This is a genomic window from Vibrio sp. STUT-A16 (assembly GCF_026000495.1).
Lineage (GTDB): Bacteria > Pseudomonadota > Gammaproteobacteria > Enterobacterales > Vibrionaceae > Vibrio > Vibrio diabolicus.
The window spans coordinates 3476280-3500350 of record NZ_AP026765.1 but is presented as its reverse complement, the minus strand read 5'-3'; the positions used below and the strand labels follow the sequence as shown (position 1 = coordinate 3500350).

Genomic DNA, 24071 nt, shown 5'->3' with positions numbered 1-24071 from the left:
TTAGTGGTATCACACAATTCCGCTGCATGACAAGCAAAAAGTCATTCTTTTTTCACATTAACTCTCAATTGGGACGCGGTATATAACATAACCAACCAGATAAAACATTTGTTTACAGAGTGTTCAAAAAAATTGAGGAACGTATGGGGCTGGCAATCATTCATAGTCGAGCAAGCGTCGGGGTGCAAGCGCCATCGGTTAGTGTAGAAGTTCATATCAGCAACGGCATGCCAGGGTTTACCTTAGTAGGCTTGCCAGAGACAACGGTAAAAGAGTCCAAAGATCGCGTACGCAGTGCGATCATTAATTCTAACTTTCAATTTCCTGCTAAGCGGATCACCGTGAACTTGGCTCCGGCAGATCTACCCAAGGAGGGAGGACGTTTTGATCTTCCTATAGCATTGGGGATTTTGGCCGCTTCGGAGCAAATCGCGACAGATAAGCTCAAAAACTACGAATTTGTGGGTGAGTTAGCACTATCTGGTGGTCTGAGACCTGTAAAAGGTGTGCTGCCTGCTGCGCTGGAAGCCAGTAAGATTCAACGTCATTTGGTCGTCCCACATGTGAATGGCGATCAGGCGGCGCTGGTGGGGAAGGAACAACATAAATCGGCCCAATCATTACTGGAAGTATGTGCCGAGCTTTGTGGTCAACATCGACTGAATCTTTTTCAAACGCCTAAGCGAAAAACGATCGAAAAACATGGTCGAGACTTACAAGATATTATTGGCCAACAACAAGGTAAGCGAGCACTGGAGATTGCTGCCGCTGGAAACCACAACTTACTTTTCCTTGGCCCGCCAGGTACTGGAAAAACGATGTTGGCTTCGCGTTTGTGTGACTTATTACCGGAAATGAGTGACGAAGAAGCAATGGAAACCGCTTCGGTGGCATCGTTGACTCAGAGTGAAATTAATGAGCATAACTGGAAGTCGCGTCCGTTTCGTTCTCCGCATCATTCAAGTTCAATGGCGGCATTAGTCGGCGGTGGTTCGGTACCCAGACCAGGGGAGATCTCTTTAGCCCACAACGGGTTATTGTTTCTCGATGAAATGCCCGAATTTGATCGTAAAGTTCTAGACTCGTTACGCGAACCGCTCGAATCTGGCGAGATCATTATCTCTCGAGCGCAAGGTAAAACACGCTTTCCGGCTCGCTTCCAATTAGTTGGAGCATTGAACCCAAGCCCGACAGGATATTACGAAGGCAATCAAGCTCGCACCAATCCACAAGCTATTTTGCGCTACCTTGGTCGATTATCTGGACCACTGTTAGATCGCTTTGATATGTCTTTAGAAATCCCAGCTTTGCCCAAAGGGACATTAGCAGAAGGAGGTGATCGCGGTGAGCCGACTGCTATCGTAAAAGCGCGTGTGAGCCATGCGCGTAACAATATGCTAAACCGCAGTGGTAAGGTCAATGCACTGCTAGGTAGTCGAGAAATTGAGGCGTTTTGTCCCTTGCATAAGAGTGATGCTGAGTTTCTTGAAACCGCTTTGCACCGTTTAGGACTCTCGATTCGTGCGTATCATCGTATTATCAAAGTGGCGCGAACAATCGCCGATCTGGATGGGGCGGAGCAAATTGAACGAACGCACTTGGCTGAGGCACTTGGGTATCGAGCGATGGACCGTTTACTGAAACAGCTTACGGCGCAAGCGGTATAGACAGCAAAGTGTCATCGCAACAAGTGTTGTAAGCACCTTGTTGCGATGAAGGACGTTAGAAGGTGTAGTTGAGACCAAGCGACAATAGGTACTCTTTCTCCTCATAAAACGTGATATTCGAGTCAGTTTGGCTATAGCCGGCTAAAGAAATGAACGACCAGTCTTGCCAGTCAAATACGTTTTGATATTCGTAGGCCGCAAATAGGCTGATGGTGTCGTCATTTCGTGTTTTAGCAAAAGTTTGGCTAGCGGCTTGATAGTCTTTCCATGCATAACCCGCGGTGAGGGCCAATCGATGGCGGTTGATAAATTTAAACCAGCTAATGTCAAATCCGTACGAATCAAATGACTCCGCCTTACCGTCGGCATCTTGATTGATGTAGGTGAAAGCGGGTTGCAACATAGACGTTTGGTTGAGTGGAATGCGATAGTCGCCTTTGACATAGTAAAGGTTAGCATCGCGAGCAAGTGAGCGGTCTGTCACTTCCTCCTGCTCGATGTCTTTATCAGCATAAGCTAGATCAAGGTTGAAGTTCTTATCAATTAACCCTTTGATCTGAAAGCGATACGCATTGCCGTCAACATCCGTCTCTTTACGTGCGGTTCCTACTTGATAAGGGTTGCGCCAAGTTTCGCCTTTGAGTACCGTCGGCAGATAGGAAACATCGAGCACGGTGCCAGATTGTAGCTCGTGTTGATAGCCCAACTGAAAAGCGAGTGTACCTACCGCGACATCTGAGCGTGTGGTACCGGCGTAAACTTGGTGGTTGAGTCGGCTACCAAAGGTGTATGTCACACTCCCTAGCGGTGCAGCGATAACAGAACTGTCACTATCGGCACGCTTATCGAGAGAATCGATGGTGTTACTATTTTCTGTATTGAAATTGGATTCTGATGATATGAATCCGGCATTCAGCGAAATTTCACCGCCAAAACCTGCGGTTTCAGCGAGTTGAGCCTGAGCAGAACTGACGACAAAGGCCAAAGGCAAGAGAAGTAGCCTTGGTTTCATTCGTTATCTCCTTGTTGTCGAATGAGTGGTGCACATATTGGTTGCGGTAACAAATCTGACCATTTCCACGCATGTTCCAATGTGGCAAAGGCGCAGTATAATTACACGCTGTTTTATTCTTCACACATTATCACTGTTGTTTGACTATCATGTTGGCATATTTGTTATTTTTTTTTAACGCTTCTTTTGTGATTCTCAATTCTGCGGTTTGTTCACTCGCAATTTGTGTTATCGCTGTATTTAAAATATTGCTTCCTGGCGTAAAGCTAAAAGCACTAGCGACCGTTTGTGCCAATAAGGTGATGTGGTTATGGGCTACCGTTAATGCGTGCATTCTGGCGGTATCTAACCGTGTTGAGTGGGATGTTCAGGGCGGTGAAGCGCTTAAAAAAGACGGGTGGTATCTGCTGATCAGTAATCATCTCAGTTGGACAGATATTGTTGTGCTTTGCTGCGTGTTTAAAGACCGTATTCCCATGCCGAAGTTTTTCCTCAAGCAACAACTGCTGTATGTGCCTTTCATCGGGATGGCGTGTTGGGCGCTCGATATGCCATTTATGCGTCGCTATTCGCGAGAGTATCTGATCCGCAATCCTCATAAGCGAGGTCAAGATTTAGAGACGACACGTCGCTCGTGCGCTAAATTCAAACACACTCCAACCACAGTGGTTAACTATGTCGAAGGAACCCGATTTACCGAAGAAAAGCAGCGTAAGAGTAAAGCAAACTATCAATATTTGTTGCAACCAAAGTCGGGCGGGATTGCGTACACGTTAGCGGCGATGGGGGAGCAGTTCGAGAGCATTATCGACGTTACGTTGGCGTACCCAGAAAATACGCATAAACCGTTCAAGGATTTATTGATGGGCCGCATGAGCAAGGTGGTTGTGCGTGTAAATGTGTTACCCGTTGATGAAAGAGTGCTTGGTGATTACTTCAACGATAAGCCCTATAAGCGACAATTTCAGCAATGGTTGGGGGATGTGTGGCAAGAAAAAGATCGGTTGCTACAAGAGATTTACAAATAAACAAAAGGGGATCGACGTGTTCCCCTTTTGATTGATATCGATGTGCTTATTTTAGTGTCAGCAAGTAGTTCACCAGAGAGAAGTACTCATCCATCGTTTTGATGCTTTGTGCTTGAACTAGGTATTTGTTGTTAACGATAACCGCAGGAACGCCGGTTAGACCGCTGTTTTCAAATTGCTTGTCCATACGGCGAACCATTGAATCAACCGCGAAGCCTTTGAATGCAGAATCGAATTTTTTCGCGTCTACACCTTCATCAAGGAAGATTTGACGAAGTTCTTCATCATTACGTGGTGCTTTCTTTAGATTGTGGATGCGGTTAAACATCACTGGCACCATTTTGTCTTCCACTTTTAATGCAACCATCGTTGCGTAGGCTTTGCTCATTGATGGGCCCATGTTGCCACCCATGAAAGAAACGTGGTTTTTTAATAGCTTAGTACCTTCTGGCAACTGCTTTTTCAGTTGCTGGATAACTGGTTCAAAGCTATTACAGTGCGGGCAGTAGAAAGAGAAAAACTCCGTCACAAGAGGTTTTTTTGATGCCTCAAGATCCAATACTTTGTAATGTTCACCTTCTTTGAATTGCGCTGCATGTGCCGACAGGCTTAACATCAGCATAGAAAACAGTGCGAACAGTTTTTTCATCGAAATATCTCCATTTTTGAATTTTTGGCCTGACTTACCATTGAGGCATTAAAGACAGCGGTGCTTCTTCTAAAGCGGCGATCTGCTCTTTAAATGCAAGGACCTGACCTTCCCAGTATTTTGGCTCATTAAACCATGGAAAAGCGAGAGGAAATGCAGGGTCATGCCAACGTTTTGCTAGCCATGCCATATAGTGCACCATTCGTAGACCGCGAAGTGGCTCGATTAGTTTCAATTCTGCAGGATTAAAGTCGCAAAACTCTTGGTAAGCCTCTAAAACAATATCCAGCTGCATCAGTTTGTCTTGGCGTTCACCGTTCAGTAGCATCCATAAGTCTTGTACTGCAGGGCCGTTACGAGCGTCATCCAAATCAACAAACATAGGGCCATCTCGCCACAAAATGTTGCCTGGGTGGCAATCGCCATGCAGCCGAATAGTATTGAAGCCTTCTTGCCAGTGGCTTTCAATCGATTTGATCAGCATATCCAAGTCATTGAAGAAGCTGTTCTCCAAGTGCATTGGAATCATGTTGGCGTTTTGCAGAATCTTTCTTGGTTGATACAGGTATTCTTGCAAGCCAATCGTTGGGCGATGTTGGAAGGCTTGGCGGCTACCCACTTTGTGGATGCGACCAAGGAAGCGCCCTACACCTTCGAGCTGATCTAAGTTGTCAACCTCGTACTGGCGACCACCCACGCTCTCAAACAGCGCAAAGGCATAGCCTTGATAGTGATGCAGGGTTTCACCGTTGATGCGCACAGGTGGTGCGACGGGGATTTCGTTTCCAATTAGTTCTAAAGTGAAGTCGTGCTCCTCTTGGATCTGTTCGTTGCTCCAACGTTCAGGGCGGTAAAACTTGACGACATAACGACGACTCTCTTCGTCAGTGAATTGATAAACACGGTTTTCGTAGCTATTGAGGGGAAGAAAGCCTGATTCTGCGCGAACGCCGATGCTTTCTAACGCGTACCACATAAAATCTGGGGTAAGGGCGTCAAAGTTAAACATACTTTGGGACATATAAACAAAAAGGCTCATTACTGAGCCTTTTTCCGTTAGTCACTGAAGTAGCGCTATAGTTTTTTAATAAAACGGCTTTCCACTTCAATGGTGAATTCGTTGCTCTTATCGGTGAGTATAAACTGAATTGTCGTAATCGCAGAGTTTAGCTTGTCAGGATCGGCGCCAAGACTCATTGGTAAGTTCAATACCTCACCTGGCTGTACCTGAATTGTCTGCTTACCATACCAGCTTACATCGGATAGCCCTTCAACATCTAACGAGTACTCTTGCACTTGCTGAGTTTTGTTGATCACCTTGAGGGTGTAGGTGTTTTCTACTTCGCCTGAGCTATTAACGCGGAACAGTTGGTTACGGTCGCGAATAACACTCATGCCTGCTGGGTCTACCGCTGCGATTTGGGCAAAGAACAGACCAATCATGACCAGTAGCACAGCTCCATAGCCCAGCAGCTTCGGACGCATGACTTTGGTACTCTTACCCGATAAGCGGTGCTCGGTGGTGTAACTGATTAGTCCTTTCTCGTAACCCATGCGATCCATGGTGTTGTCACACGCATCAATACAGGCGCCACAGTTAATACATTCATATTGTAAGCCGTCACGAATATCGATACCTGTTGGGCACACCTGCACACACAAATCACAATCAATACAATCCCCCAAACCAAGCTGCTTTGGATCGGCTTTGCGTGGACGTGGACCACGCTTTTCACCACGTTTTGCATCATAGCCAACGATGAAGGTGTCTTTATCAAACATGGCAGACTGGAAGCGCGCGTAAGGACACATGTGAATACACATGATGGAACGCATCCAACCAGCATTACCATAAGTACAAATGGCAAAGAACATTATCCAAAAGACGGGCCAGAAGTTGGCGTTAAAAGTGAAAAAGTCGATAACCAATTGCTTCATTGGAACGAAGTAGCCAACAAAAGTAAAACCAGTGGCGAGCGCAATGGCAAACCAAGCGATATGTTTGATGGTTTTGCGCATCGCTAAATTCGCCGTTAGCTTATTGGAGTCCTGCTTACGACGCTTATTGGCGCTGCCCTCTAGCTTCTCTTCAAACCAGATATACATGAAGGTCCAGACGGTTTGTGGGCAGAGATAGCCACACCAAACTCGACCTAAGAAGGTGGTAATAAAGAACAACCCAAATGCCGCGATCACAAATAGCAAGGCGAGTAGGGTAAGATCTTGCGGATACAACGTGGTACCGAAAAAGTTGAACTGCTGGTTGCCAATATCGAGCAAGATCGCTTGACGTTCACCGTAAGGGATCCACGGTATCAAAGCGAAGAGAAGCAGTAAGAACCAACCACCGTAACGACGCAGTTTCTGGTAAGTCCCTTTGCTTTCGCGTACATAGATGCGATTACTTGGGTTGAACCGATCCCCATTCCCTTTATGAGTCTTGGGGTTGTAGGTTTTAGGAGTCACATCTTTGATATCGATCTTATCCTGACTCATGCACTCATCCTTCTTAGGCTTTTATAATGTACGGCGTCATTTCTATTGATGTCGCTCGATGACATTGCTACTTCGTCCTTATCATAAATCATGACCGGACATAATTATTTTAGTAAATACTGATGAACGGCGATTATACAATCAATAACAATTCCTTTTCTTTAACGCAGTCAACGTTTAACAACAAAAGTCAGTACAGTTAACCTGATAATTGGCTGAACAGTTATAACCAACTGTGGGACTAAAAATTTTAGTTATAAAAAAGCGACTCATTTGAGGGAGTCGCTTAAAGAATACTGGGTTGTTGAGCCGGTTATTTGATGATGCCACGAGCGCGCAGAATCGCAGTTTTAAAATCATCTTCTTGGTCTTTCTTAAGACCTGGGATCATTTCGTCTTTGCTGCTGTTACGCATTTTAAGGTGGTAGATCAGCACGTCGTCGGTCAGATCTTCTAGCTTGCCTTCGTAGCCTGCTTCTTTCGCTAGCTTCACGATGAACTGCATTAGGTTCATTTCTTGGTCTTTATGCCATTCAGGCTCTAGTAGCTCAAGCAGCTCTTCAATGCGATGACACTTCATTTCTTTCTCCACAGAATTTATAGGTGTAATTAACTGTAAAGGTACCAAATTGCTTTGCGAAGACCAAATAGGAAAAACTATCTATTTCACTGTGTTTTGTTCTAAGTCGTTGAGGTGGTTTGAGTTGCGTGCAAAGAAAAAAGCGCAGCTGGCGCCGCGCTTTTGATTAAGCTGCTTTGATAACTTTGGCCGGAACACTCGACATCATTGCTGTCTTCTCAACCAATGTCATTGCTGGCGCAACTTGCTTTGCCTTTGGTGCAGTAGTAAAGCCACTGCGGCGGCGCATTGCACTAGTATTAGTGTGTGCGAACCTGACTGTTGTTGGGCGCATTAATTTACCTAACTGTCAGGCATATCCATTGCCGATGTAATGGCCTGAATCATTATGAGCTAGGCTCCAACAAGATTGAAGAATCACTCTTCTGGCTCTCGCCAATCCAGTTAATGAATCAGGAATACCGATATGCATGCATATCACGTATAAGATTAGCATCCTTGTAATAATTGGTCGATAGTTGAGCAATTGAATTGTTTAGATTTTGTCATTTTGTCGCGATGATCGAGGCAATTTTTGTTTGATCCCTCGATCAGCAGTAGTAGTATGAGATCTCGACGAAGGAGGTGCCTATGTCATTTTTGAAGAAGACACTTGCCAGTTTTGGGATTGGGAGCGCTAAGGTTGACTCAATCCTAAATCAAGACGTGCTATATCCTGGTCAAAGTGTGGATGTGTCTATCCATGTTTATGGTGGTGCCACTGAACAAGCGATCGACAACATCGATTTAAAACTGTGTTGTCGCTATATCGCGGAAGCTCCTGATGACCGTGGTGCGCGAGAAGGACACAGCATGCGCCGAGTACCTCAGACTCATGTGCTTGCTAAGTGGAGCCTCCCTTATGCGTTTACCATCCATTCCGGCGAAGAGCGTACCTTCGATGTTCAGCTCGATGTGCCTTGGAATACGCCTGTCACCATTGGTGACGCCAAAGTGTGGCTCGAAACCGGCTTGGACGTTGCTGCTGCTTTAGACCCGACCGATAAAGACATCCTCACCGTTCGACCTGATCCACTAATGGATGCGGTGTTATCCGCATTTGAAGCGCAAGGTTTGCGTATTCGCCAAGTGGAGTGTGAGGAAGTAAAAGGGTTCGACCTGCCATTTGTGCAAGAATTTGAGATGGTGCCGACTGACGGGCCATACCATGGCGTGTGGCGTGAGTTAGAATTTGTCGCTCATCGTAGCGAGCAAGAACTCAAATTATGGTTTGAAGTTGACCGCACACGCAAGGGCGAGGGTGGCATGCTCGCAAGCTTACTGGGTAGCGGAAAACTCAAACGAGAGTTGACCATTCCAGCCACGACTAAGCTTGATCAAGTGGGCGAGCTTGTACTTAATTATCTCGATCAAACCACGGCCGTTCATGAGTCTTAATTTAAGCTTACACGTGTAAGCCTAATGTGCCATACTAGAGCAAATTTCAAACTCTAGTATAGGCGCATTGATGTCCGAACTGCAGAAACCGCAATACAGTCAACGCGAAGAACTGGCCAATACCATCACTCATGGCATTGGGATGATTTTTGGTATTGTTGGCTTGATACTGCTGCTAATCAAAGCCATAGACCAGCAAGCTGATACGCTGACGCTGGCCAGTATGGCTGTCTATGGTGCGAGTATTATCGTGCTATTTTTGGCTTCGACGCTGTATCACGCAATTCCGCACCCCAACGCTAAACGATGGCTAAAAACTTTCGATCACTGCGCCATTTATCTACTCATTGCTGGCAGTTATACGCCTTTTTTGTTGGTGAGTTTACGTACGCCGCTCGCGTTTGGTTTGATGATTGTTATCTGGACCATCGCTCTACTCGGCATCATCATGAAAGTCGCGTTTGTTTACCGATTTAAAAAGCTTTCCTTGATGACGTATTTGGTCATGGGCTGGCTGTCGTTGATTGTGATTTATCAGTTGGCGATCAACTTGGATATTGGCGGACTGACATTACTCGCAGCTGGTGGGATTGTGTATTCACTGGGGGTGATTTTCTACGTTGCGAAGCGTATTCCATTCAATCATGCGATTTGGCACGGCTTCGTTTTAGCGGGTTGTGTGTGTCACTTCTTCGCAATTTATTATTTTGTCGAGCCTATCTAACGGATAGATATGAACTCGACAAAACATGTGTTATCACATTAACGAGTTTTCACTTCTAACACTTTGGCTGAAAACTGGTATTGCTGAGATTGCGGCACTGCCAGTTTGATGCTTTTACCCTGTTCTGCTTGTTTTGGTCGCAGGTAAGTATCCGCCATTCGCTTGATGGATTGCCAAACCGTGACTTTTTCTTTCGCCAGTTGCTGGCCAGACATATCAAATACCTGAACTTCCACTTCAACTTGAATCACCGATTGTGAGCTTTGATTGGTAATGGACGTTGGCAGTACGAGCTCACCATCTTGATAGCTCGCGGAGCCAATCAGTACGTCGACACCAGAGTCAGACAGCTGCATGGTTGGCTTTTTGGCGTTTACCACCACAGTAGTGCCAACAGTTTTCGTCACAACTGGAATTGTCGCAATTGCGGGAGCTGCGATCGTTTCAACCGCGCCTATTGTCGCTTGCGTCTCTGTTGCTTGCTGCGCAGGTTTTTTCATGACGTATTCCCAAGTAAAGTCATCGTTTAACTTCACTTCTCGACCATCGGCTAAAGTGATGACTTCAGCGGCGTATGTGGATGAGGCGGCAAGTAGGGTCGCCAGAGTGATCCATGTTTTCATTGTTATACCTTTTATTTGTGTCTGCTTAACGGCGCCAAAACGCAGGGAAGAACAGTACAAGAATAGTCAGAATTTCCAAGCGGCCCATCAACATGCCAAAGCTCAGAAGCCACTTGGCGGTATCTGGCAGAGGCGCGAAGTTACCCGTCGGTCCAATCACGCTTCCCATACCCGGGCCGACGTTGGCTACCGCAGTGATGGCACCAGAGATGCTAGTGATGGGGTCTAAACCCAGCGCACTCAAGCAACCCGCGATAAAGATGATGGTGATAAAGAACATCAAGCCAAACGCGACCACCGAGCGAACAATGTCATCATTCACTGGGCGTTGATTGTAGCGCTGTACAAACACACCTGAAGGGTGAATCAATTTCATCATCTGTTTGTTCAGCAGTGTCATTGCGATTTGGAAACGGAAGATTTTGATCCCACCAGACGTTGATCCTGAGCATGCCCCCGCCATCATTAAGAAGGCAAAAAGAGTTGTGGGTAATGCGCCCCACGCGGTGAAGTCCTCTAAGCCAAAGCCGGTTGTGGTGACGACAGAGACGATATTAAACATCGACACTCGTAGCGCATCCAAAATGGTGTATCCGTCTCGAATCACTAACCAGGCTGAAATCACTAAGCTTGAGAACACGAACAGGTACGCGAATCCTCGAACTTGAGCGTCGTTAACTAACACATCAATACGGCGTTTACGTAACGCGGCGATGAAGAGCAAAAATGGCAAGCCACCTAAGAACATAAAGGTAGTGGCCACCCAGTGTGCGCCATTAGAGAAGTGGTTCATCGACCCGTCGGATGTAGAGTATCCGCCCGTTGATAGCGTGGTAAAGGCGTGATTGATCGCTTCAAACAGGTTCATGCCGGTGACCAAGTAGCCCACAATGCATAAGCCAGTAAGCATCAAATAAACCGCTACGATGTTTTTGGCGACCGTTTTTGCTCTCGGGCTACTTTTATCCGACCAATCGGATGATTCGGTTTGGAATAGCTTCATACCACCGACATTGAGCATAGGTAGCACCGCCACCGCCATTACGATAAAACCAATCCCCCCAAGCCACTGCAAGATAGAACGCCACAACAAAATACTTGGCGCCATGTTGTCTAAACCGCTGAGCACTGTGGAACCAGTGGTAGTAATGCCTGACATGGTTTCAAAGTAGGCGTCAGTGAAGCTGATGTGGTTGATGAACACAAACGGCAAGGCGGCAAACGCACTCGCGATGGTCCAAACCAAACTGGTGATGAGGAACATATCGCGTACGCTGAGTTTGAACTTAGCGGTTCGACCGATCGTCAAACAAATGAAAGCGGCAAGGTGCGTGATCACAACGGCTTGGGCGAAATCGAGAAATCCCCCCGTACCAGTGAAGAAAGCGACCAAAGTCGGCACGTACATAAAAAGGGCCAGTTTGGATAAAACCAGCCCGATAACAAATAGTACGGGACGTAAGTTGACCATAGGAAAATCCTAGAGGAAGAATGGACTCGGCTGGAATAGCGCTTCGACGTCTGATACGTATTTTTTGTTGACCAGGAACATCACCACATGGTCATCCTGCTCGATGACCGTACGGTCGTGGGCAATAAGGACTTCTTCGCCACGAACGATAGCACCAATGGTGGTCCCAGGTGGGAGCTTAATATCTCCAATCGCACGTCCAACCACTTTCGATGTACTTTCATCACCGTGAGCGACGGCTTCAATTGCTTCCGCAGCGCCGCGGCGAAGTGAGGATACGTTCACGATATCAGCGCGACGAACGTGCGTCAGCAAGGCGGAAATGGTCGCTTGTTGTGGTGAGATCGCCACATCAATTACGCCGCCTTGTACCAGATCTACATAAGCGCCACGTTGGATCAGCACCATTACTTTTTTCGCGCCCATGCGTTTTGCCAACATCGCAGACATGATGTTGGTTTCATCTTCGTTGGTCAGCGCGATGAAGACGTCGACTTGGTCGATGTTCTCTTCCGAAAGAAGCTCTTGGTCTGCCGCGTCGCCGCAGAACACGATGGTGTTTTCTAGCTCTTCTGACAGTTTTTCTGCACGTTGGTAGTTACGTTCAATCAGCTTCACGCTGTAGTTTTGTTCTAAGCGCTTTGCGAGACTGGCACCAATGTTACCCCCGCCAACAATCATGATGCGGCGGTACGGTTTTTCTAGGCGCTGAAGTTCACTCATCACTGAGCGAATATGGTTGCTTGCGGCGACGAAGAACACTTCATCGTCGGCTTCAATGATGGTAGTGCCTTGCGGGCGAATCGGACGGCCTTGACGGAAAATCGCTGCCACACGGGTATCGATGTGTGGCATGTGCTCACGCAAAGCAGACAGCGCGTTACCCACCAACGGGCCACCGTAGTAGGCTTTTACCGCCACTAGGCTGACTTTCTGTTCAGCAAAGCTCACCACTTGCAGCGCGCCCGGGTATTGGATCAGACGTTCGATATAGCTCGTAACGAGTTCTTCTGGGGCGATAAGGTGATCGACAGGAATGGCGCCAGATTTAAACAGGGCTTCTTTTTCTGCCAAGTATTCTGGAGAGCGAATACGTGCAACGCGGTTTGGGGTGTTGAATAGAGTGAACGCGACTTGACATGCGGCCATGTTGGTTTCATCAGTGTTGGTTACTGCGACGAGCATATCGGCGTCTTGCGCCCCCGCTTCGTGCAGCACGTCGGGGTGGCTCGCATGGCCATTGACCACACGCAGGTCGTATTTGTCCTGCAATTCACGCAGTCGATCGGCATTGTTATCGACGATGGTGATGTCGTTGTTTTCACCCACTAGGTTTTCTGCCAGTGTGCCGCCAACCTGACCTGCACCAAGAATAATGATCTTCATACTCTTTTCTCGTTATCTGAAAAAGGCGATTGAAATCACTCCAATCGCCCTATTTAGCATGCTGTTACGCGTGTGTTTTAGTTAGCACTGCGTAGTAGAAACCATCCATGTCTTCTTCGCCTGGTAGAATTTGACGACCAGGCTGGTCGGGATCAGAATCCAGCAGTTGCGCATCCGCGGTACGTGCTAAAAACGCTTTTACTTGCTCCACGTTTTCTTGCGGTGTGATTGAACAAGTCGCGTAAACCATTGTGCCGCCGGGTTTCAGTTGCGTCCACATGGCATCAAAAATTTCACTTTGTAGCTCTGCTAATGCGGCGATGTCGTCTGCACGACGTAGCCATTTGATGTCTGGGTGACGACGAATCACGCCAGTCGCAGAACATGGGGCATCCAGCAAAATGCGATCAAATTGCTCGCCTTGCCACCATTCTTGTGGATTACGCGCATCACCGCAAACCACTTTTGCCTGAAGGTTGAGACGCTTCAGGTTTTCATGCACACGTTTCAAGCGTGTGTCGTCGCAGTCAATCGCGACCACTTCACTGCCCGACGTGCGCTCTAGAATGTGCGCCGTCTTGCCACCTGGCGCAGCACAGCAATCTAAAATCAGCTCGCCGTCTTGTGGTTTTAGATAGTTGATCGAGAGCTGCGCTGCCGCATCTTGTACCGAAACCCAACCTTTATCAAAGCCAGGTAGCTTCATCACGTCACATGGTGCGGCCAATTTTATGGCGTCCATTGCTTCTGTGTGTGGCGTGCTATCAATGTTTTCATTTTTGAGCAGCGCAAGGTATTCATCACGAGTGTGGTGTTGATGGTTCACACGCAGCCACATTGGTGCTTTTTGGTTATTCGCTTCAACAATGCTTTCCCATTGCTGTGGGTAGGCCTCTTGCAGCAGTTTTAGTAACCAGCTTGGGTGACCGTACTTGCCAGCGTTGTTGCTGACAGCCATTTGGTCGAGTTCTTCTTGGTTGCGTTGGTAGTTACGCAATACAGCGTTAATCAAACCACGCAGACGAGGACCTTTCAGCTCTTTAGTGCCTTCAACCGTTTCACCGACTGCTGCGTGCGCAGGAATACGCATGAAGCTCAGTTGGTAAATGCCAACCAGAATTAGGTGATGGAATACACGTTGTTTGCCTTTGAGCGGCTTATCCATCAACTGGTTTGCGATCATTTCTAGGCGAGGTAGGTAACGTAGCGCACCGTAACAGATCTCTTGTAGCAGAGCGTGGTCACGAGGTCGTACCGTTTGTTGAGCCGCTGGAAGAGCGCTTGAAAGTGAGTGGCCCTTGTCGACGACAAGATACAGGACGTTAGCAGCCGCAGCGCGAACATTCATGATGAGTACCTTAAAGTAAAGGAGGGCATCTCTGCCCTCTAAAAGTTCGTATTATTGGGGATGATTACCCCTAGTATGGCTTAAACCAGCAGAGTGCCGACTTCAAACCAAGCTGCACGTGAGTTCAGAATATCCTGAACTGACATGGCTTTTTTGCCAGGAACTTGCAGTTGCTCTAGCACCAGTACGCCGTTGCCTGTCGCAACATAGATACCGGTTTTATCTGCTTGCACGATGGTGCCGGCTGGCTTGTCACTGGTTTGCTCTGCCACACGGCTTTGCCATACTTTGATGCTGTTTTCTGCCGCCTCAAAGTGGCTCATTGGCCATGGGTTAAAGGCACGAACGCAGCGCTCAATGTGAGCCGCATCGTCGTTCCAATTGATGCGTGCTTCTTCTTTGCTGAGCTTTTTCGCATAGTTCGCGAGTTCATCGTCTTGCTTCACTGGCACAGCTTTACCCGCAGCAATGTCTGCTAGGCAGTCAATCAGGGCTTCTGGACCAAGCTCAGCCAATTTTTCGTACATTGAAGCGCTGGTATCTGTCGCTTCGATTGGCAGAGTTGCAATCTTCAGCATATCACCAGTGTCGAGACCGATGTCCATCTGCATGATGGTCACGCCAGTTTCTGCATCGCCCGCCCAAATAGAGCGTTGGATTGGAGCCGCACCACGCCAACGAGGTAGGATAGAACCATGTACGTTGATACAACCCAGCTTAGGGGTATCAAGAACCGCTTGTGGCAGTAGCATACCGTACGCCACGACAACCATGAGATCGGCGTTCAGATCGGCAAGTTCTTGTTTCGCTTCGTCGGACTTAAAGCTTTCAGGTTGGTAAACCGGGATGTTGTGTTCTAGCGCCAGTTGTTTTACCGGTGGCGCAGCCAATTTCTTGCCACGACCCGCTGGACGATCTGGGTTTGTGTAAACCGCGATGACTTCATGCTCCGAAGACAACAACGCCGCCAAGTGACGGGCGGCGAAATCCGGAGTACCTGCAAAGACAATACGTAAAGACTGACTCAAGGTAGACTTCCTTCTAATTGGTATGGTTCGAGATTAAGCGTTTTGCTGCTTCTCGTTAAAGCGTTTGATTTTTGCTAGCTTGTCCTGAATGCGTTTGCGTTTCAGTGGCGATAGGTAATCCACGAACAGCTTACCTTGTAAGTGATCAAGCTCGTGTTGAACACAAATCGCTAGCAGGTCGTCGGCTTCGAAGGTGAACTCTTTGCCATCACGATCCAGTGCTTTAACGGTAACTTCTGCAGCGCGAGGCACAAGTGCGCGTGCACCTGGTACCGACAGACAGCCTTCTTCGATGCCATCTTCGCCACGCTTTTCCAGAATCTCAGGGTTGATTAGCACCATCGGCTCATCGCGAGTTTCTGAAATATCAATCACTACGATACGTTTGTGGATATCAACCTGCGTTGCAGCAAGGCCAATACCTTCTTCGTCGTACATGGTTTCAATCATGTCATCGACGATTTTTTGAATCTCAGGCGTCACCGCTTCAACAGGCTTTGCGACTGTGCGCAGGCGATCATCCGGGAATGTTAATACTTGTAATACAGACATATTCACTCGAAATATTGAACTGTGCCGAAACAGCACAAACCTTGTTGGCTCAATTCTAGACATTTTATAGCCTAAATGACAGCATCCTTGCACCAATTTCCATTCTGGTTCCTGCTTAATAGACCAAGGACGAGGGTCATGAATCGAATTTTCCGCAACGTTGCCAGTGTTACGTTGCCGTTACTTTTCTCTTTCAACGCTGTAGCAAATGTGGATGCGAAACCACTGACTGTTAAAGATGATGCGCCACAAACATATGTAGTCGTGAAGGGCGATACGCTATGGGATATTTCGGCCATGTACTTGGATAGCCCGTGGTTGTGGCCTCGTTTATGGCAAGTAAACCCGGAAATCGACAACCCTCATTTAATTTATCCCGGAGATAAGCTGTCTTTGGTGTGGATTAACGGTCAGCCCGTGTTAAGCCTAAAACCAGTTAAGAAGATTAGCCCGAAAGCACGCATCACGGAAAAGAAAGCGGTACCAACGGTCGCGGAAGGTTTGGTGATGCCTTACCTTAAATCGGATCGGTTGCTAGATAAAGATTCGTTGAACAGAGCAGCAAAAGTGATGGGTAGCAGCAAAGGCAGTAAGTATCTGACGGCAGAAGATGTGCTGTACATCGATGGCAAGCAGACCGCGACAGGTTGGGCTATTTACCGACCAGTAGCTACCTTTTCGCGTGACGATGTGTCCGAAGAGATTACCGCGCTGCGTTTGATTGCCAAAGGCGAGCTCGTTGAAGCTTCGAGTGATTATTCAGGTTTGAAGCTTACATCGCAAATGCAAGAAATCCTACGTAACGATATCGCGTTGCCAAATCAATCGGTTGAGAATACTGACTTCACGACTACGTTCTACCCGCTGCCGTCGCCACAAGGCAGTTCGGCAAAGTTGCTAGGTAATATCGAAGGTATTCGCTTTAGTTCAACTAACCAAGTCGTGGTGATTGATAAAGGCACGTCAGACAATCTGAAGCAAGGCAGTGTGTTTGATTTAAAAGAAGACGCGCACCCAGTTTACAAAGACGGCGATGAGTTCAAGAAAGAGTTTGGCGTGCTTGATAAGAAAATCACTCTGCCACAGAGTAAAGTTGGCGAATTGCTTGTGATTCGTCCGTATCAGTACTTTAGCTTGGCACTTATCACTAACAGTACGAAACCCATTAACCAAGATGTTTCGGTGGTGTCACCGTTGGCGAACGAATTAACCATCGATGAATCGACGAAATAACGATGATCTCGCTGCCTGGTTAAAACTGAGTTGTTTACCAGGCATTGGCGGGGTCAAAATGAATAAGCTACTGGCAAGAGACACGCCGCGTAACATCGTAAACTTCTCTCCCGAACAGCTACAACAACTTGGGTTAACAACTAAGCAAATTCAAGCTTGGGCTTCAACAGATAAAGAAGTTGATGCCTGTTTAAGTTGGTTTGAGGCTTCTACAAATCATCATATCCTGACACTGACTGACCCGCTTTATCCACCTCAACTCAAACAAATCGTTGCGCCGCCTCCGTTGTTATTTGTTGAGGGGAGTCCCACCTTTTTATCGCAACCACAAATTGCCATGGTGGGTAGCCGAAATGCGAGTATTGATGGCTTACAGCATGCACGCCACTTTGCCGCCGAATTTGTTCAGCACGATTTTATTGTCACCAGTGGTCTCGCTATAGGCATTGATGGCCATGCGCATGATGGTGCGTTGCAAGCAAAAGGTAAGACGATTGCGGTGCTAGGATCTGGTTTAGCAAATATTTATCCAGCACGTCATCGTAGTTTAGCGCAACGTGTTATTGAACACGGGGCTTTGGTGTCTGAGTTTCGGCCTAATGCCAAGCCGCGCCCAGAAAACTTCCCGCGTCGTAATCGTATTATTAGTGGATTATCGCTTGGTGTACTGGTCGTCGAGGCGGCGAAAAAGAGCGGCTCGTTAATTACAGCTCGTTACGCGCTTGAGCAAGGTCGAGAAGTATTTGCGCTGCCAGCGTCAATCAATGCCCCCAATGCCTGCGGTGGAAACCAGTTGATACGTCATGGCGCTTGCCTCGTAGAAAAGACGAAAGATGTCTTAGATGAAATACAGTCCTTGCTTGATTGGTCTATTAATCAGAGTACCGATTTATTTTCTACGTTAAATGAAGAAGAAGAATTGCCATTTCCTCAGCTGTTAGCTAACGTAGGAAGTGAAGCTACACCGGTTGATATTCTTGCAAACAGGACCAATATACCTGTCCAAGAAGTCATGATGCAGCTCTTAGAGTTAGAACTCTCTGGGCATGTCGTTGCGGTTTCAGGTGGCTATATTCGAAAGGGGAGGGGCTAGCTATGATGATGGATATACTGATGTATCTATTCGAAACCTACATCCATAGCGATGCAGAGTTACAGGTCGAACAAGACGAGTTGGAAGAAGAGCTGCTCCGTGCAGGCTTCCAACAAAAAGATATCTACAAAGCCCTTGTCTGGTTAGAAGAGCTTGCCGCATTGCAGCAAAGTGACACCTCTTCTGCAATTTCGACTTGCATGGCTTCGTCATCAACTCGTATCTACACAGCGAAAGAGATGCAGCGTTTAGATTTGGAATGCCGAGGGTTTTTATTGTTTCTCGAGCAAATCAATGTGTTAACCACAGAAACTCGCGAAATGGTGATTGACCGAGTGATGGGTCTAGAAACGAGTGAGTTTGAGCTTGAAGACCTCAAATGGATCATTTTGATGGTGCTGTTTAATGTGCCTGGCAATGAAAACGCTTATACGCTAATGGAAGAGCTGTTGTACACCAAGGAACAAGGGATTCTTCACTAACCCAATCTAGGCAAGTTCGAGTTTAGCTAGCAAGAACGCGAACTTGTCTTTTTGTGTGTTTTTCACGAAACGGTAAGTATGAGTAGTAAAATCGACAACACCCTTTTCTCTGCCCATGAACACGCTTTGGAACACGAGCCGTGTCCTAAATGTGGCAGTGAATTGATCCTCAAACATGGCAAACACGGTCCCTTTCTTGGCTGTAGCCACTACCCAAGCTGTGATTACATCAAAGCCCTGCACAACAATGATGGACACATCGTCAAAGAGCTTGGCGTTCCTTGTCCAGATTGTGGTAACGAGTTGGTATTACGCCAAGGGCGTTATGGCATGTTTGTTGGTTGCAGTAACTATCCGGCTTGTCATCATATTGAGTCGATTAATCAACCTGAGCCAGAAAAGCAGCCGCAAGAGCAACACGCGTGTCCTGAATGTGGTAAAGGTCATTTAGTTGAGCGTAAGACGCGCTTTGGTAAAGCTTTCTACGCATGTGATAACTACCCTAAATGCAAATTTGCAGTGAATCTCCCTCCGGTTAAAGGGAGATGCGAAGAATGTGGTTTTACTTTGTTGGTGGAGAAGAAACTCGCCAGTGGTGTGAAATTGCAATGTGCCAATCGTAAGTGCCAGCACACCCAACAAGGGTAAATACATCAAAGGAATTAAAAAGGGTCGCATCGTGCGACCCTTTGTGGTTTTTGGGGCTAGATTTTAGCGTTATGCTTGTTTCGCAAACTCGTGCACGGCTGGGAATGCCATTGGATCTAAGACATCCGCGAGAGCGCACAATCTACGGTGCAATTCTCCTGAGTAGTCACCGCATACGTTGATGTGACCCATTTTGCGTCCTTCACGTTTCTCTTTGCCGTACCAATGGATGTGACAACCATCCATTGCGAGCAATGCTTCTGGTAACGTATCTTCACCAAGAATATTCACCATTGAGGTTTCGCGAATCAGTTTGGTGCTGCCTAACGGCAAGCCGCACACGGCGCGCAGATGGTTTTCAAACTGACAAGTTTCCGCACCTTGCTGTGTCCAGTGACCGGAGTTGTGCACGCGTGGGGCAATCTCATTGACTAACAGTGTGCCATCGACATCAAAGAACTCGAGTGCCAATACGCCAACGTAATCCAGGCTATCTGCGACGGCCGTGAACATCTGCTTGGCTTGGGCTTGCAGCTCTGGCGCATCAATCGCGGTGGATAAGCTCAATACGCCATTGGTATGAACGTTTTCTGCTAGAGGGTACACTTCAACATTGCCGTCTTTGCCACGCGCACCAACTAAAGAGACTTCACGATTAAATGGCACAAACTCCTCAGCCACAATGGCTTGAGTTGGTGTTGCTGCAATGCACTCCGCCATTTCTGTCCAGATCGTCTCGATCTGAGCCGTTTCTTTCAAGCGCCATTGGCCTTTACCATCGTAACCACCCAATGCACTTTTCAGAACCATTGGCATACCAACGTGTTCAATTGCGCGCTCAAAGTCTTCACGAGTTTCAATCACGTAGTATTTCGCGTTGCGCACGCCAGCATCATCAAGCAGTGCTTTTTCAATACGGCGATCACCACCTGCTTTGATGGCTTGCGTACTTGGTAGGAACTTGCCGCTCGCTTCGCAAACCTTGAGCACGTCATGTGGAATATGCTCGAACTCGGCAGTAATCGCATCAACTTGCGTAATCGCATTTTCCAAGCCATGGCCAAGTACCTGTTGAGTTAAAGGATGAACGACATCACCGCTGCTGACATCGTAAGCTGAAATTTGAATATTCAATGGCGCACCAGCCAGAGACATCATGCGAGCCAACTGACCCGCACCAAGAACCAGTACATGCATCTGATTAATCCTCAGCTGGATTTGGGTTAGCCAGTACGGTTTCCGTCTGTTCATTGCGGAACGCTTCTACCTTCGCCATGATGCTTTCGTCATGAGTGCCTAGTATTTGCGCCGCTAGGATACCGGCGTTTGCTGCGCCCGCTTCGCCAATCGCTAACGTACCGACGGCAATGCCTTTTGGCATTTGTACAATAGATAGCAGAGAGTCCATGCCTTTTAGTGCGCGAGACTGAACTGGAACACCGAGTACAGGTACGCTAGTAAATGCAGCTGCCATACCAGGTAGGTGAGCCGCACCGCCTGCACCGGCGATGATCACTTTGATACCACGTTCTTTCGCGCTGCTGGCGTAGTCTGCCAGTAATTGAGGAGTTCGGTGTGCTGATACGACTTTTGTTTCGTAAGGTACGCCAAATTGGTCTAGCATGTCTGCTGCTAGTTTCATGGTTGGCCAATCGGATTTAGAACCCATGATGATACCGACTTTCATCTCAAACTCCTTCAAGCTGCAAAATTAGGTGAGCTGATAAATTTGTGCGCATTATACGGGGATTTTTATCTCAAGCAAACGTTTGCGCCTTGTTGTTGATGCTATTGATACATTTTATAAAAAAATTGCTTTAGTGTCTGAGAATGAATATTTGTACACTTAGTGAAAATAATACAGTCAGACAATCAGGAAGTAATCGGTGGATAACTTTGAACAAGTGCTCAACGCACTACAACAAGGCGAAGTGATTGCCTACCCAACAGAAGGGGTTTTTGGTGTCGGATGCGATCCAGATAACCCAGAAGCAATTCAAAAACTGCTGGAGCTCAAGCAGCGCCCGGTGGAAAAAGGGCTGATTCTGATCGCTGCAAGTTATGAGCAGCTCTTGCCGTATATTGATGAATCTCAACTGACTCGAGAACAACTAGCGACCGTTCATGCAACTTGGCCAGGTCCATACACTTGGATCATGCCAGCGAGCGATAAAGTCTCCAACTGGGTTTCAGGACAATTTGATTCAATTGCAGTTCGTGTGACTGATCATCCTTTGGTTCAAAAGATGTGTAATGCATTCGGAAAGCCGTTAACCTCTACCAGCGCGAATCTTTCCGGCTTGCCACCGTGTATGACCACTGAAGAGGTAGAGCAGCAATTGGGTGACAAGCTGGTGGCCATTCTTCGTGGTGAAACCAGCGGTCGTGATAAACCCAGCGAGATTCGTGACGCCAAGACTTCACAAATATTAAGACAGGGCTAACCCTGCTTGCCAGTCATCAACCGGTATCACGTAATAGGTAATAACGTATGTCAGCAATCGATAAGCACGCCGTAAAGCAGTTCCTGATGTCACTTCAGGACTCCATTTGTCAGCAGTTAGAACAAGAAGATGGAGAGGCCGTCTTTGTCGAGGATGCATGGCATCGTGAACCGGGCGAACGTCTTGGTGGCGGTGGGCGCTCACGTGTTATGCGTGATGGCCTTGTTTTCGAGCAAGGTGGGGTGAACTTCTCGCATGTAGAAGGGAAAGAAATGCCAGCATCTGCGACGGCACATCGTCCGGAGCTAGCGGGTCGCCGTTTTGAAGCGATGGGGGTCTCTTTGGTTATCCATCCCAAAAACCCTTACGTCCCAACTTCTCATGCGAATGTGCGTTTCTTTATCGCCGAGAAAGAGGGCGAAGAACCAATTTGGTGGTTTGGTGGTGGTTTCGACCTGACTCCTTTCTATCCTTTCGAAGAAGATTGTCAGTCATGGCACGATACAGCTAAGGCAATCTGTGCCCCATTTGGTGAAGAAGTATATGCTGAACACAAAGCGTGGTGTGATAAGTACTTCTTCTTGCCACATCGAAACGAAACTCGTGGTGTCGGTGGTTTGTTCTTTGATGATTTGAACCACTGGGAGTTTGATAAGTGTTTCGATTACATCAAAGCGGTGGGTGAAGGCTATTGCCAAGCTTACTTGCCGATCGTGTCTCGTCGTAAAGACATCGAATATGGCGAGCGCGAGCGTGAATTCCAACTTTACCGTCGTGGTCGTTATGTTGAGTTCAACTTAGTGTACGACCGTGGCACTTTATTCGGTTTACAAAGTGGTGGGCGTACCGAGTCGATTCTGATGTCGATGCCGCCGTTAGCGCGATGGGAGTACCGCTACGAACCAGAAGCAGGAACGCCTGAAGCGGAACTTTACGAGCGATACCTGAAACCACGCGAATGGTAAGCACGGAATCTCCTTTTCTATATAGATAGATAGTGATAGGGTCATCTGTAATCAGATGGCCCTGTTTTCTCTATATCTAAGTAAGGAATAAAGGTAAGGAAATGACCCTGCAAATCGATCGTTACGCCGTGTTTGGTAACCCTATCGGGCACAGCAAGTCGCCATTTATCCATACACTCTTTGCTCGCCAAACTAATCAGTCCCTTACATACACCGCAGAGTGTGCGCCTGTGGGTGGATTTATCGAGGCGGCGAAAGCATTTTTTGCTGACGGCGGCAAAGGCTGTAACGTGACCTTGCCTTTTAAAGAAGATGCCTATCAATTTGCCAGCCGTTTGACCGAGCGTGCTCAGCTTGCTGGAGCAGTGAATACACTTAAGAAGCTTGATGATGGTGAAATCATTGGTGATAACACTGATGGTGCAGGCTTAGTGCAGGACTTGTTGCAACATCAAGTCGTTTTAGAAGGCGCACGCATCCTGATCATAGGAGCTGGTGGTGCCGCTCGAGGAGTGATTAAACCATTGCTCGATCAAAAACCAACATCTCTAACGATAACTAATCGTACATTTTCTAAAGCCGAAGAATTGGCAGAATTGTTTTCTGCATATGGTCCTGTTACAGCAAACGAGATGAATACCATTGCTGAAGAGTTCGATGTCATAATCAACTCTACGTCTGCATCATTGAGTGGTGAGTTACCTGCGATCTCTTCCTCGGTGTTCGCCGCCAATAGTACAAGCTACGACATGATGTATGGCAAAGGTGATACCGCATTTAACCAATGGGCTAAGCAACACGGTGCGGCACATGCTTATGATGGTTTAGGTATGTTAGTTGGCCAAGCTGCTGAGAGTTTTATGTTATGGCGCGGTCTTCGTCCTGGAGCTAAACAGATTTTGCGTGAATTAAGAAAGAACCTTGAAGGTCAATAAGCGATGAATCAATCCATCTTATTCCCAGACATGCAATCATGGGATGAAGTATCACAATCAGTAAACTTTGCAGCGCAACAATCTGGTGCGTTAATCGAATGCTTTGTGACGAAACAAAAGTTAGAAAAGTTATCTGGCTCAGAGTTAGATACGGAGCAGGCCGTGCTCTCTGCTTTTATTGACTACCGATTTGATCTGGAAGAAATAGCAGAAGAGTTAATAGAAGATGAAGCCTTCAACGAAGAAGGCCATATTATCATCGGCTAACAG

At 47.3% G+C, this 24071-nt stretch carries 26 protein-coding genes; 12 read left to right on the top strand and 14 right to left on the bottom strand.

The window, feature by feature from the left end; genetic code table 11:
• The first annotated feature begins 143 nt into the window (after positions 1 to 143).
• Positions 144 to 1667 (top strand): YifB family Mg chelatase-like AAA ATPase, encoded by a 1524-nt coding sequence (locus tag OO778_RS16515; RefSeq protein WP_005383862.1) that lies wholly within the window; start codon positions 144 to 146, stop codon positions 1665 to 1667.
• Positions 1668 to 1722: 55 nt separating this feature from the next.
• On the opposite strand, the gene OO778_RS16510 is transcribed toward OO778_RS16515, so the two are convergent.
• Positions 1723 to 2679 (bottom strand): DUF2860 domain-containing protein, encoded by a 957-nt coding sequence (locus OO778_RS16510; protein WP_005379034.1) that lies wholly within the window; start codon positions 2677 to 2679, stop codon positions 1723 to 1725.
• A 149-nt stretch (positions 2680 to 2828) separates the two neighbouring features.
• On the opposite strand from OO778_RS16510, the gene OO778_RS16505 reads away from it, so the two are divergent.
• Positions 2829 to 3707, top strand: a complete 879-nt coding sequence (locus tag OO778_RS16505; protein WP_064368872.1) for an acyltransferase — start codon at positions 2829 to 2831, stop codon at positions 3705 to 3707.
• A gap of 46 nt (positions 3708 to 3753) precedes the next feature.
• On the opposite strand, the gene OO778_RS16500 is transcribed toward OO778_RS16505, so the two are convergent.
• The 5 genes from OO778_RS16500 to OO778_RS16480 form a co-directional block, all read right to left on the bottom strand.
• Positions 3754 to 4356: a thiol:disulfide interchange protein DsbA/DsbL gene (locus tag OO778_RS16500; protein WP_005379036.1), complete on the bottom strand. Its 603-nt coding sequence runs from the start codon at positions 4354 to 4356 to the stop codon at positions 3754 to 3756.
• A gap of 34 nt (positions 4357 to 4390) precedes the next feature.
• Positions 4391 to 5377: a serine/threonine protein kinase gene (locus tag OO778_RS16495; RefSeq protein ID WP_104970086.1), complete on the bottom strand. Its 987-nt coding sequence runs from the start codon at positions 5375 to 5377 to the stop codon at positions 4391 to 4393.
• Positions 5378 to 5430: 53 nt separating this feature from the next.
• Positions 5431 to 6852, bottom strand: coding sequence for a cytochrome c oxidase accessory protein CcoG (ccoG, locus tag OO778_RS16490; RefSeq protein WP_047010286.1), 1422 nt, complete (start codon positions 6850 to 6852; stop codon positions 5431 to 5433).
• 313 nt (positions 6853 to 7165) lie between these two features.
• Complete coding sequence (locus tag OO778_RS16485) at positions 7166 to 7432, bottom strand: YihD family protein (RefSeq protein WP_046874595.1); 267 nt, start codon at positions 7430 to 7432, stop codon at positions 7166 to 7168.
• Positions 7433 to 7598: 166 nt separating this feature from the next.
• Positions 7599 to 7766 (bottom strand): hypothetical protein, encoded by a 168-nt coding sequence (locus OO778_RS16480; protein ID WP_005379043.1) that lies wholly within the window; start codon positions 7764 to 7766, stop codon positions 7599 to 7601.
• 296 nt (positions 7767 to 8062) lie between these two features.
• Between OO778_RS16480 and OO778_RS16475 the strand changes: the two genes are divergently transcribed.
• Positions 8063 to 8869: a sporulation protein gene (locus OO778_RS16475; protein WP_005394045.1), complete on the top strand. Its 807-nt coding sequence runs from the start codon at positions 8063 to 8065 to the stop codon at positions 8867 to 8869.
• A 70-nt stretch (positions 8870 to 8939) separates the two neighbouring features.
• Positions 8940 to 9593 (top strand): hemolysin III family protein, encoded by a 654-nt coding sequence (locus tag OO778_RS16470; protein ID WP_005394044.1) that lies wholly within the window; start codon positions 8940 to 8942, stop codon positions 9591 to 9593.
• 38 nt (positions 9594 to 9631) lie between these two features.
• Here OO778_RS16470 and OO778_RS16465 read toward each other — a convergent pair whose 3' ends face one another.
• The 6 genes from OO778_RS16465 to def form a co-directional block, all read right to left on the bottom strand.
• Positions 9632 to 10216 (bottom strand): DUF3157 family protein, encoded by a 585-nt coding sequence (locus OO778_RS16465; protein WP_264910433.1) that lies wholly within the window; start codon positions 10214 to 10216, stop codon positions 9632 to 9634.
• A gap of 25 nt (positions 10217 to 10241) precedes the next feature.
• Entirely contained in the window at positions 10242 to 11687 is a 1446-nt protein-coding gene (locus OO778_RS16460) for a TrkH family potassium uptake protein (protein ID WP_006742925.1), read from the bottom strand.
• A 9-nt stretch (positions 11688 to 11696) separates the two neighbouring features.
• Positions 11697 to 13073 (bottom strand): Trk system potassium transporter TrkA, encoded by a 1377-nt coding sequence (gene trkA / locus OO778_RS16455; protein WP_005394041.1) that lies wholly within the window; start codon positions 13071 to 13073, stop codon positions 11697 to 11699.
• Positions 13074 to 13137: 64 nt separating this feature from the next.
• Complete coding sequence (rsmB, locus tag OO778_RS16450; RefSeq protein WP_005394040.1) at positions 13138 to 14421, bottom strand: 16S rRNA (cytosine(967)-C(5))-methyltransferase RsmB; 1284 nt, start codon at positions 14419 to 14421, stop codon at positions 13138 to 13140.
• Positions 14422 to 14501: 80 nt separating this feature from the next.
• The gene (gene fmt, locus OO778_RS16445; RefSeq protein WP_005461453.1) at positions 14502 to 15449 is read right to left on the bottom strand and encodes a methionyl-tRNA formyltransferase; all 948 of its coding nucleotides are present in this window, start codon (positions 15447 to 15449) and stop codon (positions 14502 to 14504) included.
• Between the two features lie 33 nt (positions 15450 to 15482).
• On the bottom strand, positions 15483 to 16001 hold the full coding sequence (def, locus tag OO778_RS16440; RefSeq protein WP_005379068.1) for a peptide deformylase: 519 nt from the start codon (positions 15999 to 16001) through the stop codon (positions 15483 to 15485).
• A gap of 138 nt (positions 16002 to 16139) precedes the next feature.
• Between def and OO778_RS16435 the strand changes: the two genes are divergently transcribed.
• The 4 genes from OO778_RS16435 (at position 16140) to OO778_RS16420 (ending at position 19457) form a co-directional block, all read left to right on the top strand.
• Positions 16140 to 17234 (top strand): LysM peptidoglycan-binding domain-containing protein, encoded by a 1095-nt coding sequence (locus tag OO778_RS16435; protein WP_264910432.1) that lies wholly within the window; start codon positions 16140 to 16142, stop codon positions 17232 to 17234.
• Positions 17218 to 18327: a DNA-processing protein DprA gene (dprA, locus tag OO778_RS16430; protein WP_074190043.1), complete on the top strand. Its 1110-nt coding sequence runs from the start codon at positions 17218 to 17220 to the stop codon at positions 18325 to 18327. Before OO778_RS16435 ends, dprA begins: the two co-directional genes overlap by 17 nt.
• A gap of 2 nt (positions 18328 to 18329) precedes the next feature.
• Positions 18330 to 18809 (top strand): DUF494 family protein, encoded by a 480-nt coding sequence (locus OO778_RS16425; RefSeq protein WP_005379074.1) that lies wholly within the window; start codon positions 18330 to 18332, stop codon positions 18807 to 18809.
• Positions 18810 to 18887: 78 nt separating this feature from the next.
• The gene (locus OO778_RS16420; protein WP_104971082.1) at positions 18888 to 19457 is read left to right on the top strand and encodes a topoisomerase DNA-binding C4 zinc finger domain-containing protein; all 570 of its coding nucleotides are present in this window, start codon (positions 18888 to 18890) and stop codon (positions 19455 to 19457) included.
• Between the two features lie 69 nt (positions 19458 to 19526).
• On the opposite strand, the gene OO778_RS16415 is transcribed toward OO778_RS16420, so the two are convergent.
• Positions 19527 to 20654 (bottom strand): 5-(carboxyamino)imidazole ribonucleotide synthase, encoded by a 1128-nt coding sequence (locus OO778_RS16415; RefSeq protein WP_074190041.1) that lies wholly within the window; start codon positions 20652 to 20654, stop codon positions 19527 to 19529.
• 4 nt (positions 20655 to 20658) lie between these two features.
• A complete protein-coding gene (gene purE / locus OO778_RS16410; protein ID WP_074190040.1) occupies positions 20659 to 21144 on the bottom strand; it encodes a 5-(carboxyamino)imidazole ribonucleotide mutase in 486 nt (161 codons plus the stop codon).
• 199 nt (positions 21145 to 21343) lie between these two features.
• On the opposite strand from purE, the gene OO778_RS16405 reads away from it, so the two are divergent.
• The 4 genes from OO778_RS16405 to OO778_RS16390 all read left to right on the top strand — a co-directional run bounded on the left by OO778_RS16405 (position 21344) and on the right by OO778_RS16390 (position 24068).
• Positions 21344 to 21901: an L-threonylcarbamoyladenylate synthase gene (locus OO778_RS16405; RefSeq protein WP_053815514.1), complete on the top strand. Its 558-nt coding sequence runs from the start codon at positions 21344 to 21346 to the stop codon at positions 21899 to 21901.
• Positions 21902 to 21948: 47 nt separating this feature from the next.
• Positions 21949 to 22866, top strand: a complete 918-nt coding sequence (gene hemF / locus OO778_RS16400; protein WP_005394013.1) for an oxygen-dependent coproporphyrinogen oxidase — start codon at positions 21949 to 21951, stop codon at positions 22864 to 22866.
• A 101-nt stretch (positions 22867 to 22967) separates the two neighbouring features.
• A complete protein-coding gene (gene aroE, locus OO778_RS16395) occupies positions 22968 to 23801 on the top strand; it encodes a shikimate dehydrogenase (protein WP_264910431.1) in 834 nt (277 codons plus the stop codon).
• Positions 23802 to 23804: 3 nt separating this feature from the next.
• Positions 23805 to 24068: a DUF1488 domain-containing protein gene (locus OO778_RS16390; protein WP_012841273.1), complete on the top strand. Its 264-nt coding sequence runs from the start codon at positions 23805 to 23807 to the stop codon at positions 24066 to 24068.
• The last annotated feature ends 3 nt before the right edge of the window (positions 24069 to 24071 follow it).

Excerpts from the sequence above, each read along its gene's own strand:
- purE (WP_074190040.1), bottom strand. The coding sequence starts at position 21,144 with ATGAAAGTCGGTATCATCATGGGTTCTAAATCCGATTGGCCAACCATG.
- ccoG (WP_047010286.1), bottom strand. The coding sequence starts at position 6,852 with ATGAGTCAGGATAAGATCGATATCAAAGATGTGACTCCTAAAACCTAC.
- OO778_RS16470 (WP_005394044.1), top strand. The coding sequence starts at position 8,940 with ATGTCCGAACTGCAGAAACCGCAATACAGTCAACGCGAAGAACTGGCC.
- OO778_RS16480 (WP_005379043.1), bottom strand. The coding sequence starts at position 7,766 with ATGCGCCCAACAACAGTCAGGTTCGCACACACTAATACTAGTGCAATG.
- def (WP_005379068.1), bottom strand. The coding sequence starts at position 16,001 with ATGTCTGTATTACAAGTATTAACATTCCCGGATGATCGCCTGCGCACA.
- OO778_RS16390 (WP_012841273.1), top strand. The coding sequence starts at position 23,805 with ATGAATCAATCCATCTTATTCCCAGACATGCAATCATGGGATGAAGTA.
- OO778_RS16475 (WP_005394045.1), top strand. The coding sequence starts at position 8,063 with ATGTCATTTTTGAAGAAGACACTTGCCAGTTTTGGGATTGGGAGCGCT.
- hemF (WP_005394013.1), top strand. The coding sequence starts at position 21,949 with ATGTCAGCAATCGATAAGCACGCCGTAAAGCAGTTCCTGATGTCACTT.
- OO778_RS16485 (WP_046874595.1), bottom strand. The coding sequence starts at position 7,432 with ATGAAGTGTCATCGCATTGAAGAGCTGCTTGAGCTACTAGAGCCTGAA.
- OO778_RS16420 (WP_104971082.1), top strand. The coding sequence starts at position 18,888 with ATGAGTAGTAAAATCGACAACACCCTTTTCTCTGCCCATGAACACGCT.
- OO778_RS16495 (WP_104970086.1), bottom strand. The coding sequence starts at position 5,377 with ATGTCCCAAAGTATGTTTAACTTTGACGCCCTTACCCCAGATTTTATG.
- trkA (WP_005394041.1), bottom strand. The coding sequence starts at position 13,073 with ATGAAGATCATTATTCTTGGTGCAGGTCAGGTTGGCGGCACACTGGCA.
- OO778_RS16435 (WP_264910432.1), top strand. The coding sequence starts at position 16,140 with ATGAATCGAATTTTCCGCAACGTTGCCAGTGTTACGTTGCCGTTACTT.
- dprA (WP_074190043.1), top strand. The coding sequence starts at position 17,218 with ATGAATCGACGAAATAACGATGATCTCGCTGCCTGGTTAAAACTGAGT.
- OO778_RS16500 (WP_005379036.1), bottom strand. The coding sequence starts at position 4,356 with ATGAAAAAACTGTTCGCACTGTTTTCTATGCTGATGTTAAGCCTGTCG.
- OO778_RS16460 (WP_006742925.1), bottom strand. The coding sequence starts at position 11,687 with ATGGTCAACTTACGTCCCGTACTATTTGTTATCGGGCTGGTTTTATCC.
- rsmB (WP_005394040.1), bottom strand. The coding sequence starts at position 14,421 with ATGAATGTTCGCGCTGCGGCTGCTAACGTCCTGTATCTTGTCGTCGAC.
- OO778_RS16425 (WP_005379074.1), top strand. The coding sequence starts at position 18,330 with ATGATGATGGATATACTGATGTATCTATTCGAAACCTACATCCATAGC.
- OO778_RS16415 (WP_074190041.1), bottom strand. The coding sequence starts at position 20,654 with ATGCATGTACTGGTTCTTGGTGCGGGTCAGTTGGCTCGCATGATGTCT.
- OO778_RS16510 (WP_005379034.1), bottom strand. The coding sequence starts at position 2,679 with ATGAAACCAAGGCTACTTCTCTTGCCTTTGGCCTTTGTCGTCAGTTCT.
- OO778_RS16465 (WP_264910433.1), bottom strand. The coding sequence starts at position 10,216 with ATGAAAACATGGATCACTCTGGCGACCCTACTTGCCGCCTCATCCACA.
- aroE (WP_264910431.1), top strand. The coding sequence starts at position 22,968 with ATGACCCTGCAAATCGATCGTTACGCCGTGTTTGGTAACCCTATCGGG.
- OO778_RS16505 (WP_064368872.1), top strand. The coding sequence starts at position 2,829 with ATGTTGGCATATTTGTTATTTTTTTTTAACGCTTCTTTTGTGATTCTC.
- OO778_RS16515 (WP_005383862.1), top strand. The coding sequence starts at position 144 with ATGGGGCTGGCAATCATTCATAGTCGAGCAAGCGTCGGGGTGCAAGCG.